This window comes from Eubacterium ventriosum (assembly GCF_025150745.1).
Classification (GTDB): domain Bacteria; phylum Bacillota; class Clostridia; order Lachnospirales; family Lachnospiraceae; genus Eubacterium_G; species Eubacterium_G ventriosum.
On sequence record NZ_CP102282.1, the window covers coordinates 1984170 to 2002572 of the forward strand.

Annotated in this window: 16 protein-coding genes; 3 read left to right on the forward strand and 13 right to left on the reverse strand. The window is 33.5% G+C overall.

The features are described 5' to 3' along the window. Positions 1–3: 3 nt before the first annotated feature. The 5 genes from NQ558_RS08955 to rsxC are packed head-to-tail and all read right to left on the reverse strand — an operon-like array spanning position 4 to position 4210. The gene (locus NQ558_RS08955; protein WP_005358598.1) at positions 4–579 is read right to left on the reverse strand and encodes an electron transport complex protein RnfA; all 576 of its coding nucleotides are present in this window, start codon (positions 577–579) and stop codon (positions 4–6) included. Beyond that, entirely contained in the window at positions 580–1269 is a 690-nt protein-coding gene (gene rsxE / locus NQ558_RS08960; protein WP_005358599.1) for an electron transport complex subunit RsxE, read from the reverse strand. Then, the gene (locus tag NQ558_RS08965; protein WP_005358600.1) at positions 1269–1904 is read right to left on the reverse strand and encodes an RnfABCDGE type electron transport complex subunit G; all 636 of its coding nucleotides are present in this window, start codon (positions 1902–1904) and stop codon (positions 1269–1271) included. Before NQ558_RS08965 ends, rsxE begins: the two co-directional genes overlap by 1 nt. 1 nt (position 1905) lies before the next feature. Next, a complete protein-coding gene (locus tag NQ558_RS08970; RefSeq protein WP_040445756.1) occupies positions 1906–2883 on the reverse strand; it encodes an RnfABCDGE type electron transport complex subunit D in 978 nt (325 codons plus the stop codon). Positions 2884–2896: 13 nt separating this feature from the next. After that, positions 2897–4210 carry an electron transport complex subunit RsxC gene (gene rsxC, locus NQ558_RS08975; protein WP_005358602.1) on the reverse strand — a complete coding sequence of 438 codons (1314 nt, stop codon included), beginning with the start codon at positions 4208–4210 and terminating at the stop codon, positions 2897–2899. 198 nt (positions 4211–4408) lie between these two features. Here rsxC and NQ558_RS08980 point away from each other — a divergent pair, with 198 nt between their 5' ends. Next, the gene (locus NQ558_RS08980) at positions 4409–5518 is read left to right on the forward strand and encodes a ribonuclease H-like domain-containing protein (RefSeq protein WP_005358603.1); all 1110 of its coding nucleotides are present in this window, start codon (positions 4409–4411) and stop codon (positions 5516–5518) included. A gap of 153 nt (positions 5519–5671) precedes the next feature. Next, entirely contained in the window at positions 5672–5872 is a 201-nt protein-coding gene (locus NQ558_RS08985) for an alpha/beta-type small acid-soluble spore protein (RefSeq protein ID WP_005358604.1), read from the forward strand. 127 nt (positions 5873–5999) lie between these two features. Here the strand turns inward: NQ558_RS08985 and NQ558_RS08990 are convergent, their stop codons facing one another. The 8 genes from NQ558_RS08990 to NQ558_RS09025 form a co-directional block, all read right to left on the reverse strand. Beyond that, the gene (locus NQ558_RS08990; protein ID WP_005358605.1) at positions 6000–7358 is read right to left on the reverse strand and encodes a UDP-N-acetylmuramoyl-tripeptide--D-alanyl-D-alanine ligase; all 1359 of its coding nucleotides are present in this window, start codon (positions 7356–7358) and stop codon (positions 6000–6002) included. A gap of 48 nt (positions 7359–7406) precedes the next feature. Further along, positions 7407–8426: a D-alanine--D-alanine ligase family protein gene (locus NQ558_RS08995; protein ID WP_040445758.1), complete on the reverse strand. Its 1020-nt coding sequence runs from the start codon at positions 8424–8426 to the stop codon at positions 7407–7409. Positions 8427–8466: 40 nt separating this feature from the next. After that, a complete protein-coding gene (recG, locus tag NQ558_RS09000) occupies positions 8467–10491 on the reverse strand; it encodes an ATP-dependent DNA helicase RecG (RefSeq protein WP_005358617.1) in 2025 nt (674 codons plus the stop codon). Between the two features lie 153 nt (positions 10492–10644). Next, a complete protein-coding gene (locus NQ558_RS09005; RefSeq protein WP_050750922.1) occupies positions 10645–13224 on the reverse strand; it encodes a hypothetical protein in 2580 nt (859 codons plus the stop codon). Positions 13225–13544: 320 nt separating this feature from the next. After that, positions 13545–15164 carry a chaperonin GroEL gene (gene groL, locus NQ558_RS09010; RefSeq protein ID WP_005358621.1) on the reverse strand — a complete coding sequence of 540 codons (1620 nt, stop codon included), beginning with the start codon at positions 15162–15164 and terminating at the stop codon, positions 13545–13547. A gap of 49 nt (positions 15165–15213) precedes the next feature. Then, positions 15214–15501, reverse strand: a complete 288-nt coding sequence (locus tag NQ558_RS09015) for a co-chaperone GroES (protein WP_005358622.1) — start codon at positions 15499–15501, stop codon at positions 15214–15216. Between the two features lie 189 nt (positions 15502–15690). After that, a complete protein-coding gene (locus NQ558_RS09020) occupies positions 15691–16611 on the reverse strand; it encodes a DNA-3-methyladenine glycosylase family protein (RefSeq protein ID WP_005358624.1) in 921 nt (306 codons plus the stop codon). A gap of 26 nt (positions 16612–16637) precedes the next feature. Further along, complete coding sequence (locus NQ558_RS09025) at positions 16638–17429, reverse strand: Cof-type HAD-IIB family hydrolase (RefSeq protein ID WP_005358625.1); 792 nt, start codon at positions 17427–17429, stop codon at positions 16638–16640. Between the two features lie 276 nt (positions 17430–17705). On the opposite strand from NQ558_RS09025, the gene NQ558_RS09030 reads away from it, so the two are divergent. Then, on the forward strand, positions 17706–18305 hold the full coding sequence (locus tag NQ558_RS09030) for a hypothetical protein (RefSeq protein ID WP_040445759.1): 600 nt from the start codon (positions 17706–17708) through the stop codon (positions 18303–18305). Positions 18306–18403 lie beyond the last annotated feature (98 nt).

Sequence of the window (18403 nt, forward strand, 5' to 3'; positions counted from 1 at the left end):
TCCTTAAATAACTCCGGTAAAACCGGTAAATGCTATAGCCATTAATCCTGCTGAAACAAGAACAATAGGTGTTCCCTGGAAAGGCTTTGGAATATTATTGTGTTCTGATTTTTCTCTAATTCCTGCAAGGATAACAATTGAAATTAAGAAACCGAATGATGTTCCGAATGAACATGCAAGACTTTCTGCAAAATTGTATCCATTGTCAATGTTAGAAATAGCTACACCTAAAACTGCACAGTTTGTTGTAATAAGTGGAAGGTATACACCAAGCGCTTCATATAAAGGTTTAATGAACTTCTTCAAAATCATTTCAACAAGCTGAACTAATGCGGCAATTACAAGAATAAATACAATAGTCTGTAAATATTCAAGATTAAGTGGTGTAAGAATTGCATAATATACACCATATGTAACTGCTGATGCAATCATTATAACAAAGATAACAGCTGCTCCCATACCTGCCGCTGTATCTGTCTTTTTTGATACTCCAAGGAATGGGCATAATCCTAAGAACTGACTTAATACTACATTATTAACTAAAGCAGCACCTACTGCTATTAACATACATTCTGCCATTTATGCTTCCTCCTTTTCTTCTTTATTACACTGTGAATAATCACTGCCACAGCCTGTACAACCTGCACAGCCCTGTTCGCACTGAAGCTTTCTAGGCTTTTTGCCATGACTTATTCTAATCTGGTTCTGTATTGCAATTAAAGCAGCAAGAACAAAGAATGCTCCCGGTGCCATAACAAAGATTCCAATACCGTCCCAATGTGGAATATTAATTCCAAGAATTGTACCTGCACCTAAGATTTCTCTGAAACCGCCTAATAAAGATAAGGCAATTGTAAATCCAAGTCCCATTCCAAGTCCGTCAAAAATTGATGGTAAAACAGGATTCTTTGATGCATAACTTTCTGCTCTTCCTAAAATAATACAGTTAACAACAATTAAAGGAATATAAATACCAAGGGCACTGTTAAGTGATGGTAAATATGCCTCTAATAAAAACTGCAAAATTGTAACAAAGCTGGCTACAATTACAATAAATGCAGGAACTCTCACTCCGTTAGGAATAATATTTCTAAGCATTGAAATAACCATGTTAGACAATACCAAAACTGCCATTGTACTAAGTCCCATTCCCGCACCGTTAACTAATGATGAAGTAACGGCAAGTGTAGGACACATACCGAGAATTAATACAAAAGTAGGATTTTCTTTTATAATACCGTTATATAAACGTTCAATACATTTGTTCATTATTTGCCACCTCCTGTAATAAAGTCTACACAGTAAATAGCACCGTTTACACCATGTGTTACGGCATTAGATGTTATTGTGGCACTGCTTATTGCATTAATTTCATTGTCAGCTTTTGCTCCTGACTTAGTATATTTGAAGAAATCTACTTTCTTTTTGGAAAACTGACTCATAAAATCATCATCTTTGGCTTTCATTCCAAGCCCAGGTGTTTCACTTAAAGAAAGGAATGAAATACCCATAACAGTTCCGTCATCTTTTATACCTACAGTCATCTGTAATGAACCACCATAAGCTTCATTATCTGTAACTGTAATAATGTATCCTAAATCATTACCACTTTTGTCTTTAGCCTTAATAACCTCATCAATTGTGGCATTGTAAGATTTAATTGTTTTTTCTGTTTCATTTTTGTTAATCTGCTCTTTAATATATTTGTCGGCAGCCACGCTGTCAAAACTTACATTATCGAAACTTCCAAGCCCCGGCATAACTGTATTGTATGCTTCAGTCTTAGTCTTTTCTTCCTGCATTGCTCTTGAATTAGCTGTAACATTATATACAAGACCTAATCCAAGTCCTGCTACCAAAGTGATAGCAAATAATATAAGAGTATCTTTAATTATATTTTTCATATTATTTGCCCTCCTTTTTTGCCTTAACAATTCCAAAAGCTCTTGGAATTGTCCATTTTTCAATTAATGGAACTAAAAGATTGCAGAATATAATTGCATATGAAACGCCTTCTGCAGTATTTCCAAATGTTCTGAAAATAGCTGTCAAAAGACCTAAACATATACCAAAAATATATCTTCCTGTTTTTGTAATAGGAGATGTCGTATAATCAGTTGCCATAAAGAAGGCCCCAAAAATCAAACCACCACCGCAAAGATGTTTTGCAAGGAAAACAGGATCTGTACTCTGGTTAAAAAGCATAATACAAACAGCAAATACTGCTATGTATGTAAGAGGGATACGCAAATCAATAATCTTTCTTACAACAAGATATACAGCACCGATTAACAATGCAATAATGCATGTTTCACCGATTGTACCTGAATGATTACCAATAAACATATCTGCAAGACTTGCAACACTGTCCCCTGTATTCTTTAATGAAGTTAAAGGTGTTGCACTTGTAGCCGCATCTACTCCACTAACATCTGTAGGATAGAATGCAGTCATGTTTCCTGCAAATGACAAAACAAGAAAACATCTTGCACCTAAAGCAGGGTTCATAAAGTTCTGGCCTAAACCGCCAAATAACTGTTTTACAATTACAATTGCAAAAAATCCGCCAAGCATTGCTTTCCAATAAGGGAAAGTACAAGGAAGATTCAATGCAAGAATCATACCTGTAACTACTGCACTTAAATCATCAAGTGTGCTTTCTCTCTTAGTAATCTTTTCAAAAACATATTCAGATAATACACATGCAACTACCGTTAAAATAATAAGTAATGCACTTCTTAATCCGTACTTTGCTCCGAAGAGATGACTATAATTATATATACCAAAAATTGTAGCCGGCATTAAAGCGATAATTACATCTCTCATTATGCTCTGAGTTGTAACCTTGCTTTTTACATGAGGGCTGGATGATACGTTATACATTTTTTATTCACTCTTACCCTTTCCTACGTGCTGCCTGCACTTTTCTTTTCATTGTTCTTACGCTTTGTGTAATGTTTCTGTTAGCAGGGCAATTGTAATTGCATGTACCACATTCAATACATTCCATTCCATGCATTTTTACGAAAGCCTCCATATCATCTGCATCTGCCGCATGAGCAAGTTTTGCACAAATTAAACCTTCCGGGCAAACCTGAGCACATTTTCCACAGTTAAGACAGTTAGTTGTCTTAGCATGGGCAACCTGATCGTTTTTAAATGCTAAAAGTGCAGACGAACCTTTTATAACAGGAACATCCAAAGTAAACATTGCCTGACCCATCATAGGACCACCTGACAAAATCTTTTCAACAGATTCATCCATACCGCCTGCTTCTTCCACAAGCTGGCTGTGACTTGTTCCAAAAGGAACTAACAGGTTACAAGGATTCTTTATACCGTTACCTGAAACAGTAACAATTCTTTCTGTTAACGGTTTGTGGAATTTTACAGCCTGATAAATGTTGTAAATTGTGTCAACATTATCAACTATACAGCCACCATCTGCCGGCAACATTGAAGAATTGATTTTTCTCTTTGTAACAGCATAAATAATATGTCTTTCTGATCCCTGAGGATACTTAGTCTTTAATTCTGCTACCTGTATCCTATCTTCATTTTCAGTAAGTTTCTTTAAGTTTTCAATAACATCAGGCTTATTATTTTCTACTGCAATAACACCTTTTGCATTCTCAAATAAAGATAAAACAATCTTTAATCCTTCGATTACTTCCTGTGGCTGTTCAACCAATCTTCTGTAATCGGATGTTATGTATGGCTCACATTCAGCAGCGTTAACAATAACATAATCGATTGCATTATCGTCCTTAGGTGTAAGTTTTACGTTAGTTGGGAAGCATGCGCCACCTAAACCTACAACCCCACAGTCCTTAACAGCCTCTCTAATATATTCCTTTGACCATGGCTGTTCTTTGGCTTCATATTGAAACTCTTCATATTGTTCATCATTTTCAATTACTATTGAAAGAACCTTGCTTCCGTTAGGAACAACTCTCTGTTCTATCTTCTTTACAGTTCCTGAAACTGATGAGTGAATGTTAGCTGAAATAAATCCTGCCGCTTCTGCTATAAGCTGTCCCTTTAATACTCTCTGTCCCACTTCAACAACCGGTTTTGCCGGTGCCCCTATATGCTGTGCAACAGGAATAACAACTTCTCCTTTTGGAAGCACTTTTCTAACAGCAACATCCTTGGATAGTTCTTTTCCATCGTATGGATGAACTCCACCCTTAAATGTTAGAATAGACATAACTCTACCTCTCTTCGTAATTTTTTACATCTATTCTATAATAATACTTTTGTCCAATTTCTTCAATGTAAATAACATCCAATTGATACTCTTTTTTCACTAATTAGGCATTAACTTAATATTGTAAAAGAATTTTTAATTTTCCAAAAAAATCAAAAAATCTTGTTGTGTTTTTATTAATTTGATAAAATAAGATTTATGTTAGTATTTAGAAATAAAGTGGATATAGAAATTAACTATCCAATAGAGAATTTTTCAAAAAAAGAGAAAATAATATATTTTGATATTGAAACAACAGGTTTTTCAAGAAAGTACTGTATTGTCTACTTAATCGGCTGTATGTACTATTCAGGAGATGAACTTTGTTATACTCAATGGCTTGCAGAAAATTTTAATGATGAAGCCAATGTTCTTATGGCATTTAATAAGTTTATAAAGGATTTCGATACTGTTATTCATTTTAATGGTAACAGTTTTGACATACCGTTTGTAACAGAAAGGGGTAAAAAATACAATTTAGAATTTGACTTTGATAATTACCAAAGTATTGATATTTACAAACCGGTTTCAAAGCTTAATCACATTCTTAAAATGGAAAACAATAAACAGAAATCTTTTGAGAAACTTCTTGGAATTAACAGAAGTGATCCTTTTTCAGGTGGAGATTTAATTGAAGTCTTTAAGCATTATGTGGAATCTAAAGATGAACGTTTACTATTCCCACTTCTTTTACATAATAAAGAAGATGTTTGGAATATGGGTGTCTTAACGGATTTACTTTCCATATCTGATATTTTTGAATATAAGTATAAGGTTAATTCTTACGAAATTCATGAATATAAGAATTTTGACGGGGATATTCAACAGGAATTACTTGTTAGTATAACTTTAAACAATGCTGTGCCTGTTAATATTTCACATAACTTTAATGGCATTCACTTAAATATTCAGAATAACACTTTAAACATTTCAATTAATTTATGTAACGGCACATTTAAGTATTTCTTTAAAAATTATAAGGATTATTATTTTCTTCCATTGGAAGACCGTGCTATTCACAAAAGTATCGGAGAATTTATGGATAAAAAGTTTCGAAAGGCTGCCACTGCTTCCACATGTTATGAAAAGTTTTCAGGAAGTTTTCTTCCTATATTTGATTCAAAGTCTAAGAATTTTGAAAATTGTTTTAAATTAGAATATAAGGATAAGAATCAATATATTAAGGCTGACAGTATTAACGATAATACTATTACTGAATATAGCCACATTATATTAGATTATTTGAAAAATAATAAATCTGAATATTGATTTGACGTCTTATTTTTTTATGAAAGATGGATTTTTTTGTCATATTAGCAACAAGTTACCAGTTTATAAAAATAAAACTTCCACATAATATTAGTGTAACAACTTCATATGAACTTAGTTACTAAATAATTTAATTGTTGGAGGTAATGAGTAATGAGTAACACTAACAAAGTTAATGTTCCTGAAGCAAAGGGTGCTATGAACAGATTCAAAATGGAATGTGCATCAGAGGTAGGCGTTCAGCTTACAGATGGTTATAACGGAAACTTAACATCAGCCCAGGCAGGTTCTGTGGGTGGACAGATGGTTAAGAAGATGATTGAAGCTCAGGAAAGACAGATGAGCGGTAAATAATCATGATTTAATTATTTAATAGGATTTTTACTTAATAGAAATTCCAAAGGAATTTCTTATTAAGTAAATAAAGGGGCCGCCGCTTTTGCGACAGCCCCTAACTTTATGTCTAATCTCTTGTCTATAATTAACCTTTTAATTTTTCAACTATTGTTTTAAACTTCATACCATTGGAAGCTTTAATTAAAACAGTATCTCCTTCTTTAATGTATGCAGAAAGATTATCCTCGAAATCTGCTTTATTAGGGAAATACAATGTATTACATCCGCCTTCTATTGCCGCTTCTGCAATGTCTTTTGAAAGATTTCCAATACATACAAGTATGTCTACTTTTCCAACAGCAGCCTGTCCAACTTCTTTATGTAATTTTTTTGAGTTTTCGCCTAATTCAAACATATCACCTAAAATAGCAACTTTTCTGCCATTAGCCTGTGATAAAACATTAATTGAAGCTTTCATTGACATTGGATTTGCATTATAACAATCATCTATTACAGTTATTCCGTTTGTTGTAAAAATATTATTTCTACCACCAATTGCTTTAAGATTTCTGATTCCTGAATCTATTTCATCTAAAGTCATTCCAAAATAAGAGCCAATGCAAACTGCGGCCATTGCATTATAAATCATATGATAGCCTGGAATAGGGATTACTGTATCTAATTCCTTATCAAAATATTTAATTTTAACCTTTGTTCCCTGGATACCAAGACTTTCGTATTTTATTGCCATAACATCTCTGTCCGTGTCAATTCCAAAAAAAACAGGAGCATGTCCATTAACTTCCTTAACATTAGATAACTTATCGTCATCACCATTAAGTACAACAAAGCAATCTTTAGATGCATAATCAAACATTTCTGTCTTTGCCTTAAATACACCATCTCTATCTCCTAAGTTTTCAAGATGACATGTTCCAATATTGGTAATTACACAAACATCAGGTCTTGAAACTTTAGCTAATCTGTGCATTTCCTCAAAATCACTAATGCCCATTTCTATAACAGCAACTTCATGTTCATCTCTTATTTTTAAAATTGTAAGAGGTTCACCAATTTCGTTATTGTAATTGCCCTCAGTTTTTAAAACTTTAAATTTTTCTTCCAAAACAGACGCAATAATCTCTTTTGTGCTTGTTTTTCCAACACTTCCTGTTATTCCGATAATCTTACAGCTAAGTTGTTTTCTATAGAATTCAGCAATATCTTTAAGGGCTGTTGCAACTGATTCTACCTTAATATAAGGTCCCTTAGGATTATTCAAATCCTTTTCTGATAAAGTACACAAAGCCCCTTTATCAAAAACCTGTGGTATAAAATCGTGACCATCCACTCTTGCTCCCACAAAAGGAAGATACAAATAACCGTCTTCAATAAGTCGGCTATCTTTTTCCACACCTGTTATTTCTTTTGATTTTAAATCTTCATCTCCAACATAAATACCATTGCAGGCTTTCGCAATGTTTTCCAAAGTCATATTTTTCATAAAAGTATATTCCTTATTTTCAGTTCAAAATTGTTTAATTAAAATATTTTAGTTATTCTTTTTTAATGATAACTCTACAAGATAATCACACAATGTAGGGAAATCCATACCTACTGCCTTTGCTTCCTGTGGTACAAGTGATGTTGCTGTCATTCCCGGCAAGGTATTAACTTCAAGACAGAACATATTGCCATCAGCATCCATCATAACATCTGCTCTTGCATAAGGTTCACAGCCAATAGCATTACATGCATCCTCAGCTACCTTTTGAATCTTCTTTGTTAATTCATCATTAAGATTGGCAGGACAGACTTCTTCTGTAGCTCCGTTATATTTATTCTTGTAATCATACCATCCATCTCTTGGAATAATTTCAACTACAGGAAGGGCTTTTTTATTAATAACTCCAATGGAAAACTCTCTGCCTTTAATAAAGTCTTCCACAAGGATCTGATTATCTAATTCAAAACAGGTTTTTACTGCATCTTCATATTCACTTTCTTGGTGAACAAGAACAACGCCAACGCTTGAACCTCCATTACATGCTTTAACTACAACAGGAACTTTCATTCCATAGTCTTTAAGGTCTGTGCTTTCGCCTTTTTTAATCCACACACTCTTAGCTGTTGGAACACCTTTTGACATAAAAATCTGTTTTGTAACGCCTTTGTCCATTCCTATTGCACTTGCAAGATGGCCTGAACCTGTATATTTAATACCATATAAATCAAAAGCTGCCTGACACTTTCCGTCTTCACCATTCTTTCCGTGAAGAGCCATAAAAACAATATCAGCTTTCTGGCAAATTTCAATAACATTATTACCAAAGAAACTTCTTCTGTCTTCGCTAACCTTATCTGATAATGACTGAATGTTCTTCTTTACACTTTCAACATCATATTTGCTAGCTGATTTTTCAAAAATATCTATATCTTCAAGTCCAAAGTATACATCCATCAGAATAGCATTATGATTCTTCTTTCTTAAAGCTTCACAAACCATTGATCCTGAATTTATTGATACTTCTCTTTCTGTGCTGTTTCCACCACAAAGAACTACTATATTCATTTTAAACTCCATTCCGTTACTTTATGTAACACCAAATATTTTATATATTGATAGAATCGTTTTCATATTCTATGATTATTTTACGCTGTTTGTCAGAAATTTCAACCTCTTCATTTAAAATTAATTCGACAGCCTCTGATGCCTGCTTTAATATATTTGCATCGTTCATTATATCTCCTAGTCTAAACTCAAAATCACCACTTTGTCTTACACCGAAGAAGTCTCCGGGGCCTCGCAATTTTAAGTCCTCATTGGCTATTAAGAAGCCATCATTTGACTTGCAAAGAATATTTAGTCTTTCTAATGCTTCTTTCTTTCCTGAGCCATTAATAAAAATGCAGTAAGACTGATATTTTCCTCGACCTACACGTCCTCTAAGCTGATGAAGTTGGGCAAGACCGAATCGTTCAGCATTTTCCACCATCATTACAGTTGCATTAGGCACATTAACCCCTACTTCAACTACCGTTGTAGAAACAAGTATTTGAATCTGATTATTGGCAAATCTATCCATAATCTCATTTTTTTCTGCCGGTTTCATTCTTCCGTGAAGGAATTCAATGTTTACTGATACAGGCATTATTCTTTTTAATTTTTCTGCATATTCAATAACATTCTCACCTTCAACAGCTTCACTATATTCAACAGTAGGACAGATAACATAAACCTGTCGGCCCTTTGCTATCTGCTTAGTCATAAAATCATATGCGTTAGGTCTGTAATCTGTTCCAACAACACAGTTAGCTATAGGAAGTCTGTTAGCCGGAAGTTCATCAATTACGGAAATATCCAAATCACCATACATTATTATTGCTAATGTTCTTGGAATTGGAGTTGCGCTCATTACCATAATGTGTGGGTGTTCACCTTTTTCAGAAATGGCTTCTCTTTGTCTTACACCAAACCTGTGCTGTTCGTCTGTAACAACCATTGTCAAATTATTGTAATTAACTTTTTCCTGAATTAAGGCATGAGTTCCAATTATTATATCTGCATCTCCTGATTCGATAACTTTATAAGCTTCTCTTTTTTCTTTTGCTGTCATTGATCCTACAAGAACTACCGGATTCACATTAATGTTATGTTCCTTAATCAATTCTATAAGGTTATCATAGTGCTGTCTTGCAAGAACTTCAGTTGGAGCCATCATCGCCCCCTGACCATTATTTAATGCAGCAGTTATTAATGCAAAAAAAGCTATAATTGTTTTTCCTGAACCTACATCTCCCTGTATTAATCGGTTCATAACCTTAGTTGAAGATATATCTCTTTTAATCTCTTCCCAGGTACGTTTTTGCGCATTTGTAAGTTCATATGGAAGATTATTTATTAAAGTTTTAACTTCTTTTGGTTCCACCAATATATGTCGGTTATGAATTTCAGTGTTTTTATCCTTTAAATTACGAATGTTATAAATAAACATAAAGAACTCATCAAAAATCAGTCTTTTTCTTGCACTGTATAACTGATTTTTGTCTGTAGGATAATGAATATGCTCTATTGCCTGCTGTAAACCCTCCAAGCCATATTTATTCCTGATTTTCTCTGGAAGAAATTCTTCTGTTTCAACTAGTTTAAGCGCCTGCTTAACAGCTTTTTGAACCATATTATTTGTTAACCCTGAAACTAATGGATATACAGGTTGCATTTCACCTTTTTTCTTATTGTATTCTGCAATGCCAAAGATTTTAGGTTGCTCAATAGAAAAGTTGCTATAGTTTTCTTTTACAAATCCTCTAAAAATAAAAGTACTTCCAATTGTAAGCTTTCCCTTTAAATAAGGTGAGTTAAACCATGTGGCCTTAATGGCGTCCCCTCTTTCATCTCTAAGATACCCTGTAACAACCTGAAGATTTCGCACACGTTTAACAGAAACTTCTCTTACGACAGTTCCCTTAATTGCCTGAGTTCTGTCACATTCCAAATCTCTTATTAAAACAGGCTCTTCAAAAACATCATAATATCTTGGATAGTATCTTAAAAGGTCATTAACCTTTTCAACACCTGCCTTATAAAATAATTTTTCAGTTTTTTCTCCAATACCTTTCAAATTATTTAAATCCATTTTATTCTCCAAAGCTAATCATTATGTAAAGCTACAGGTTATTTTATCATAGAAAAAGTCCTATTGCCATATAAAAAGGACTATTTGCATAATCTTAATACGTAAATAGTCCTTTTCTTAAAAAATCAAATTGAAAACTTTTTGACAGCTTCTTTATTTAATTGTTATTCTCTTTGTATAATTTCCATATACATATTTCTTACCAATTTTTTTGTAAGCTCTAACCTTTACATAATACTTACCTGATTTCTTTCTCTTAATAACAACAGTTCTCTTCTTTGTGTTAATGTTTTTCTTACCCTTAAAGTTCTTTTTAAGAGAATACACAACCTGATAGCCTGTTGCACCTTTAACTTTTTTAAGTTTTAAAGTGATTTTTTTCTTTGTAGCTTTCTTCTTTGTTATCTTTGTCTTAGCTGGAATAATTTTCATCTTATATGTATTGCTGTCTTTAAAATTATTAAGACCAATTACATAAATCTTTGCTGTGCCGATTTTTTTGTTGTTCTTGTAAACAACTTTATAGTCAATGCCTTCTCTTAAAGTAATGTTTTTATATTTTACTGTTACCTTAGGGGTAATGTTCTTACCTGTATATGTTGCTTTAAATGTATCTGAGAATAAATCTGTCTTCCCTTTAATGTCAACTGTTGTACCCCAAATATATTTTCTGGCATTTTCATATGTCTTGTCCTGTGCTGCATTGCCATTGTTGTATGACATTACTTTACACATTTCACCGTTTGCCATAACGGCGTAACCACTGTTATTAATGGCATAATCTATACCACCATTTCCACTTAAACTATATGTACATACATTTGTAAACTTAACATTTGGTGTGTCAGGACATTCAATTGCTGACTTAAGGAAACATGTTCCTGCCTGATAACATGAGTAAATGCCTATTCCATATCCTTCATGACTTGTTACATTATCGGCAACCTTATAGTCTGTATATCCATAACTTCCAGATGCATTCCATGAACTCTGATTAGGAATATCGTACGGAAGTTCGCTCTGATACATATAACATTTTCCACCGTTACCATTCCACATTGTCTGGTATTTCTGGAAATGTTCAACCATTAAACCGTATGTTGTAACATTATCACCGTTAATAATTACACCGTGATCTGCTGTATTCTTTGTCCATGCTACACCTTTACCGTGGTCTGCTCTCCATACCCAGAAGTTATCTCCAATTACATCACTACTATTAATTATGACGCAAGTTGTTGCCTTACCCGGAGTTTCATCTGCTCCACCTACTCTATAGAATGTATCGCAAAGAGTAATAGGATTATCCTTGTGGCTTGTCTTATTTCCTGCTGTACCAACAGTTAAAAGTGTTGATGAATTAACCTGTCCGGCATCAAATAAAACACCTGCAATAGAAACGCCACCAACATCAGCAACTTTCATACATTCATTGCCATTTGTTGGCTTTAATGTTGCATATCCAAGTCCTAAAACTATTGTGTCTTCATTCTTGATTTCAATAGGTGCATCTAATGAATAGATACCAGGTGTTAAGATTAAATTCTTTCCTGCATTAAGCTGACTATTAATCTTTGCAACACTATCGCCAGGTTTTGCAACATAAAATTTATCTAAATCAATAAACTCACCGTCAACCTTATCCCCTGACCATGAAACACCTACTGTATTGTTTTTTACTTTAGGAACAAAAACACTGTATTTACCGTCATTTACTGTAAGAAATGGCTTTTCTACTTCTTCAGGAGTTTTTTCTACTACTGTGTTAGCTGCATATGGCCAGCCTTTTTCCACTCCTTTAACGTTGCTGCCACACCCAACTAAAACATTGTTCCAAACAACACCTTCAAATTTACTCATTTCAGAGTTTCTTGTAAGCCACTGTTGCTGTGAACCACCTGAAACTGTTCCTGCCACCTTTGTATCTGCAAGGAAACCACCGCTGGCATAACCTCCATCCTGATGTAAATATAAATTTCCTTTTATATTCATTCTTCTCATTGATGTTGCCTGAGAAACAGCCCAAATTGTAGACTTAGATGTTGTTGTTAAGTTTTCTACTGAACGCCAGAAGTTACATAATGCATTATAGTTTACACCACCATCATACTTTCTGCCTTTCATCCATTCAGCCTTAGAACGAACATTTCCAACTGTTGTTTCTGTTGGAGTTAATCCAAGTCCTGCAACCTGAGTATAAAATCCAATTTCAACATTTAAGCTGTCAGAATATGTTCCAGGTGCAAAAAGAAATGCATATCTGTCACTACCAAACTGACCTGATTCTGTTGTCTTATAAACATTGTTTATGTAACTTTGAATTTCTGAATTGTTATCTGTTGGTTCAAAAATATTAGTATTATAACCAAATGTTTCAATTTCATATGATGTTGCAAGTGACATAGACGATTCTGTACCATTAACTACAGATGTAACCTTATAATATTCACCATCATATGCTGTGTCAGTGTATGAGTTAGTGTCTACTGTAGCAACCTTGTTATATGTTGCATAACGGCTTTTAGCCTTGTAAACATTATAAGTTGCTCCCTGAACACTACTCCACTTGATTGTGCATGTACTATCATCCTGTTCTACAAAAGATAATACACTTGGAGCAACAGCAGTTGCCGCATTAACTGTTGTAACCGGCAGATTTATGCCTGAAAAAGTAACTGCTGTCACTAATGTTACAACCAAAAATTTCTTTTTAAAATCTTTTAATCCTTTCATTATTTTCTCCTTTTTCATTCCCATAAAATAATTTAAATCGTTTCAATTATTTTACCATAGTATAAACCCTATTCCAAATAATTAACGGTAAAAAAATGTTTTTAAACTAAATGTACAATATTAGGCAATGGTTTTTGGCTATTTTTACCATTAAATTGGTATATTTATATATTTTTTATCCATATTTTATAAATATTTGATTAAATTAGATTTTTCTCACTTTTTTAGATAATAAGTCTTTCAAAATTCCAGTTATTCAAAAAAATAAAGGCCTACAGATTTCATTCTGTAGACCTTTAAATTATTTATCAGAATATATATTACATTCCCATGCCTGGATTCATTTGTGGCATGGCTGGTGTATCTTCTTTAATATTAGCTACAACTGATTCTGTTGTAAGTAATGTACTTGCAACACTTGTAGCATTCTGTAATGCACTTCTTGTAACCTTAGCCGGATCAAGAATACCTGCATCAACCATTTTTACATATTCTCCGTGTAATGCATCGAATCCTGTACCAGGTTCTGATTCACGAACTTTGTTTACAATAACTGAACCTTCAAGTCCTGCATTGTGTGAAATAGTAAATAATGGTGCTTCAAGTGCTTTAAGGATAATAGAAGCACCTGTCTTCTCATCTCCTTCTAAACTTTCTACTAATTCAGCAACCTTCTTAGAAGCATGGATATATGCTGAACCACCACCTGCAATAATACCTTCTTCGACTGCAGCTCTTGTAGCATTTAAAGCATCTTCCATTCTAAGTTTATTTTCCTGCATTTCAGGTTCTGTTGCTGCACCAACTCTGATAACTGCAACACCACCTGCTAACTTAGCAAGTCTTTCCTGTAATTTTTCTTTGTCAAATTCAGATGTTGTTTCTTCCAACTGTGCCTTAATCTGTGCAACTCTGCCTGCAATTTCTTCTGAATTGCCAAGACCGTCAACAATGATTGTATTTTCTTTTGCAACCTTAACTGATTTAGCTCTACCTAAATCTTCAATCTTAGTATCTGCAAGTGAAAGACCTAATTCTTCTGAAATAACCTGACCACCTGTAAGGATTGCAATGTCCTTTAACATCTCTTTACGTCTGTCACCATATCCAGGTGCCTTAACAGCTACAACATTAAATGTTCCTCTTAACTTGTTAACGATTAATGTTGTTAATGCTTCACCTTCAACATCTTCAGCAATTATAAGAAGCTTAGCTCCTGACTGAACAATCTGTTCAAGAACAGGAAGGATTTCCTGAATATTTGAAATCTTCTTATCTGTAATAAGAATATATGGATCATCAAGTGTAGCTTCCATCTTTTCCATATCTGTTGCCATATATGCTGAAATATATCCTCTGTCAAACTGCATACCTTCTACAAGGTCAAGTTCAGTCTTCATCGTCTTTGATTCTTCAATAGTAATAACACCGTCGTTAGAAACCTTTTCCATTGCATCTGCAACCATGTTACCAACTTCTTCATCACCTGCTGAAATAGCTGCAACCTTGGCAATCTGTTCTTTTCCTGTTACAACACTGCTCATGTCAGCAATTGCTTCTACAGCACAATCTGTAGCCTTCTTCATACCTTTTCTTAAGATAATAGGATTAGCTCCTGCAGCAAGGTTCTTCATACCTGCATTAATCATTGCCTGAGCCAAAACTGTGGCTGTTGTTGTACCGTCACCTGCTACATCGTTAGTCTTTGTAGCAACTTCTTTTACAAGCTGTGCGCCCATGTTTTCAAAAGAATCTTCTAATTCGATTTCCTTTGCAATTGTAACACCATCATTTGTAATTAAAGGTGCACCAAAAGATTTATCCAATACTACATTTCTTCCTTTAGGTCCTAATGTAACCTTTACTGTATCTGCCAACTGATTTACGCCGGCTTCTAAAGCCTTTCTGGCTTCTGCTCCATATTTAATTTCCTTAGCCATTTTAAATTACCTCCAAACTGGTTATATAATTTAGGGCTTTAACCCTTTATTAGTCTTCAACAACAGCAAGAATGTCAGACTGTTTTACAATAATAAATTCTTCTTCGTCTAGCTTAACTTCATTTCCTGCATATTTTGAAAAGATAACCTTATCTCCAACCTTAACTGTCATTGTTACTTCTTTTCCATCAATTACTCCACCGGGACCTACTGCAACAACTTCTGCCTGTTGTGGTTTTTCCTGTGTCTGACTTGTTAAAATTATTCCTGACTTTGTTTTTTCTTCAGGAGTGCTCTGCTTTAATACTACTCTGTCTGCTAATGGTACTAATTTCATTTTAAAACCTCCATCTATTCTGTCTCATTTCTTTGTTAGCACTCATCTTCTTTGAGTGCCAATCAACTATGAACTATATTAACACTTTTTGGAATTAATGCAATAGTAAATCTGATTTTTTACAATTATTTAATATTTTGTCATCAAAACTTTATAAATTATTCTGTTGCTGATTATATTTTTTGCTAATTATTTCTTCGTTCCAACCTTGTTTTCTCTTCCAAAACAAAAGAGATATTGCTGTGCATAACCGCCATATTCTCCATACTGTTCTTTTGCAAAAAGCTGAATTTTGTCTTTTGGTGTATCCTCTCCATTAAAATAAACGCTTTCCATTATTCTCTTTATCCAAACATCTACTGGGAATGCTTCTCGAAAGCCTAAAGAAAACAACATTACACAGTTGGCCACTTTTTCGCCTACGCCCTTTATGCTAATTAGTTTATCTCTGGTTTCATTTTCATTTAATCCTTTTAATGTTTCCATGGAAATCACACCTGTTGCAAGTTTCTGTGCCGCATCGTAAAGATATGGTGCCCTGAACCCTGTTTTCATCTCTCTAAAAGCTTCCTCAGTTATTGTTCCAAGAGTTTTCACATCAGGAAAAGAATAATATCTCTCACCGTTTACTTCTCCTAAATACTCACCGTATTCCTCACTTATTCTTCTAACCAACTGCTTAATATGTGGTATTTGTTTATTTTGGGAAATAATAAAAGATATTAATGTCTCGTAAAATTCCTGATTAAGAATACGTATTCCCCACTTTTCCTTAATAGCTTCTTCTAATTTACTATCTTTTTTTAAAAGGAAAGATTTAATTTCATTATAATCTCTTTCAAGGTCAAAATATGGAATCCATATGTTTTCCACATCAGGCTTTTCAGTATTAAAAAAAATTAATTGATTACCACTTTGTTTAATATGAAGCAACTTATTAAAAGCAACCACAACATAATCTTCTTCATCCTGCTTGTAAAATCTAAAGCACTGGCCACATTCTAAAGTCTGCTCCAAGTCAAAATCTGTAATCTCTTTTATAATTGTATTTTTGTTTTCTATTTCTATTCTAAAATTTTGTCTGCTTTTTTCTCCAAATGTATTATCCATTATTTTTTTCGTTTACCATTTCTTTTCTAAATTAATTCAAACTTCTTTAAGCCGTTATAAATTCCACCTTCATCAAATCTGTCTGTTTTGTATTCTACTTTATTTTTAAGTTCCTGATTACCATTGCCCATTAAGCAACCGTATTCAACATAGTTAAGCATATCAATGTCATTAAAGCTGTCTCCGAAGGCATATGTGTCCTCTTTTGGAATGCCTATTTCTTTAATAAGTCTGTCAATTCCAACTGCTTTATTGTATCCCTTTGGAATAAATTCAAGAAGCATATTGTTATGGTTAATAATCGAGTAGTCGTTCTTAAACTTTTCACTAAAAGCTTTCATATCACTATCATTCTGAAAGCCACCGGTTACCTTGGAAATTTCAATATGTTTTTCTTCTACTGTTTTAATTGAATTAGGATTTTTCTCATAATGTACGTCCATATACTGTACGTTTGCATGAATAAGATTAGAAGTATCAGTTCCAACATAAATATATTCTTTTCCTTCTGCCAATGGAAAAAATCCATATTCAAGGAAACCGTCAATAACTCTTCTTGCTTCAGCATCCTCAAGCTTCTTATAGTAAAGTTCTTTTCCATTTGTCTCGCAGTAAGTTCCTGCACCTGCAATTATGTTATCAAATCCTAAGTTTATAAAATCAGGGTAAATCATGCATTTTGTTCTTCCTGTGCAAATAACCGGTATGTGCCCATTAGCCTTCAAAAGCTCAATGGCCTTTGCCGTATCTTTTGGAATCCCCTTTTCATAGCTGTAAATCGTACCGTCAATGTCAAAAAATACAATCTTTGTATCCATACATTCTTCATCCTTTCTTATTTTTATCTAATTTACTTTTATTCTCACTTTTATAATAAAATTCAATTTATGATTTTTTATAAAAGAGTTGATTTTTCTCTGAAAAATTTCTTTTTTACTTGTTTTTATTCACCATTTAGTAGACTAACATTTTTGTCCTGCTATTTCAACAATTTGTGGCAATGTTTTTTTCTAAAATTGTGTATTATTGCTTTATTTTAGTTAAAAATAGTATTATAATTATCTTAACAATTTACCGAAATGGAGGATATAGCTATGGGATTCTTTAAGAAAATAATAGGTGCGGCAGCAGTTGCCGGTGCTGCAGTTGGTGGAGCTTTATATGTAAAAAATAAAAAAGACGAAAATGAAGGCTTTGAAGATTTTGATGACGAAAAAATCTTTCAGGTAAACACCGGCAATGACAATGATGGCAACAAGAAAGTCACAATTACCTTTAACAGAAGAAAAGCTAAAGATGTAACTGATAAAGCTGTTGACAAGGTTGCAGATGTAACTGATAAGGTTAAAGACATTGTTACTGAAAAAGTTGGTGAAGAAAATATCGAAAAGGTAATGGATAAGGTAGACGAAGCCAAAGATAAAGCAATGGATGCCAAAGACGTTTTTGTAGAAAAAGTTGGTGAAGAAAACATTCAGATGGCAAAGGACAAAGTTAAAAATGTTGTAAATCAGGCAAAAGACATTGTTTCGGAATTTGTTGGAAAAGATGACTACGAAGAAGTTTACACACATGATTTTAATGAAGATGATTTCGTAGACGAAGACGCTGTAAATGAAGATGTTGAAACAGAAGATGACGTAGACCTTGGCGAAGGTGATGACCTACTTAAAGACGAGGTTGAAGATTTATAGAAATACACTTATTTGATGAGAATTAAATAACTACTCTTAATTGGATGCTTTATTTTTTTTCATACGTTTCTTTTATTTGAAAAGGAGCTACACCTCGG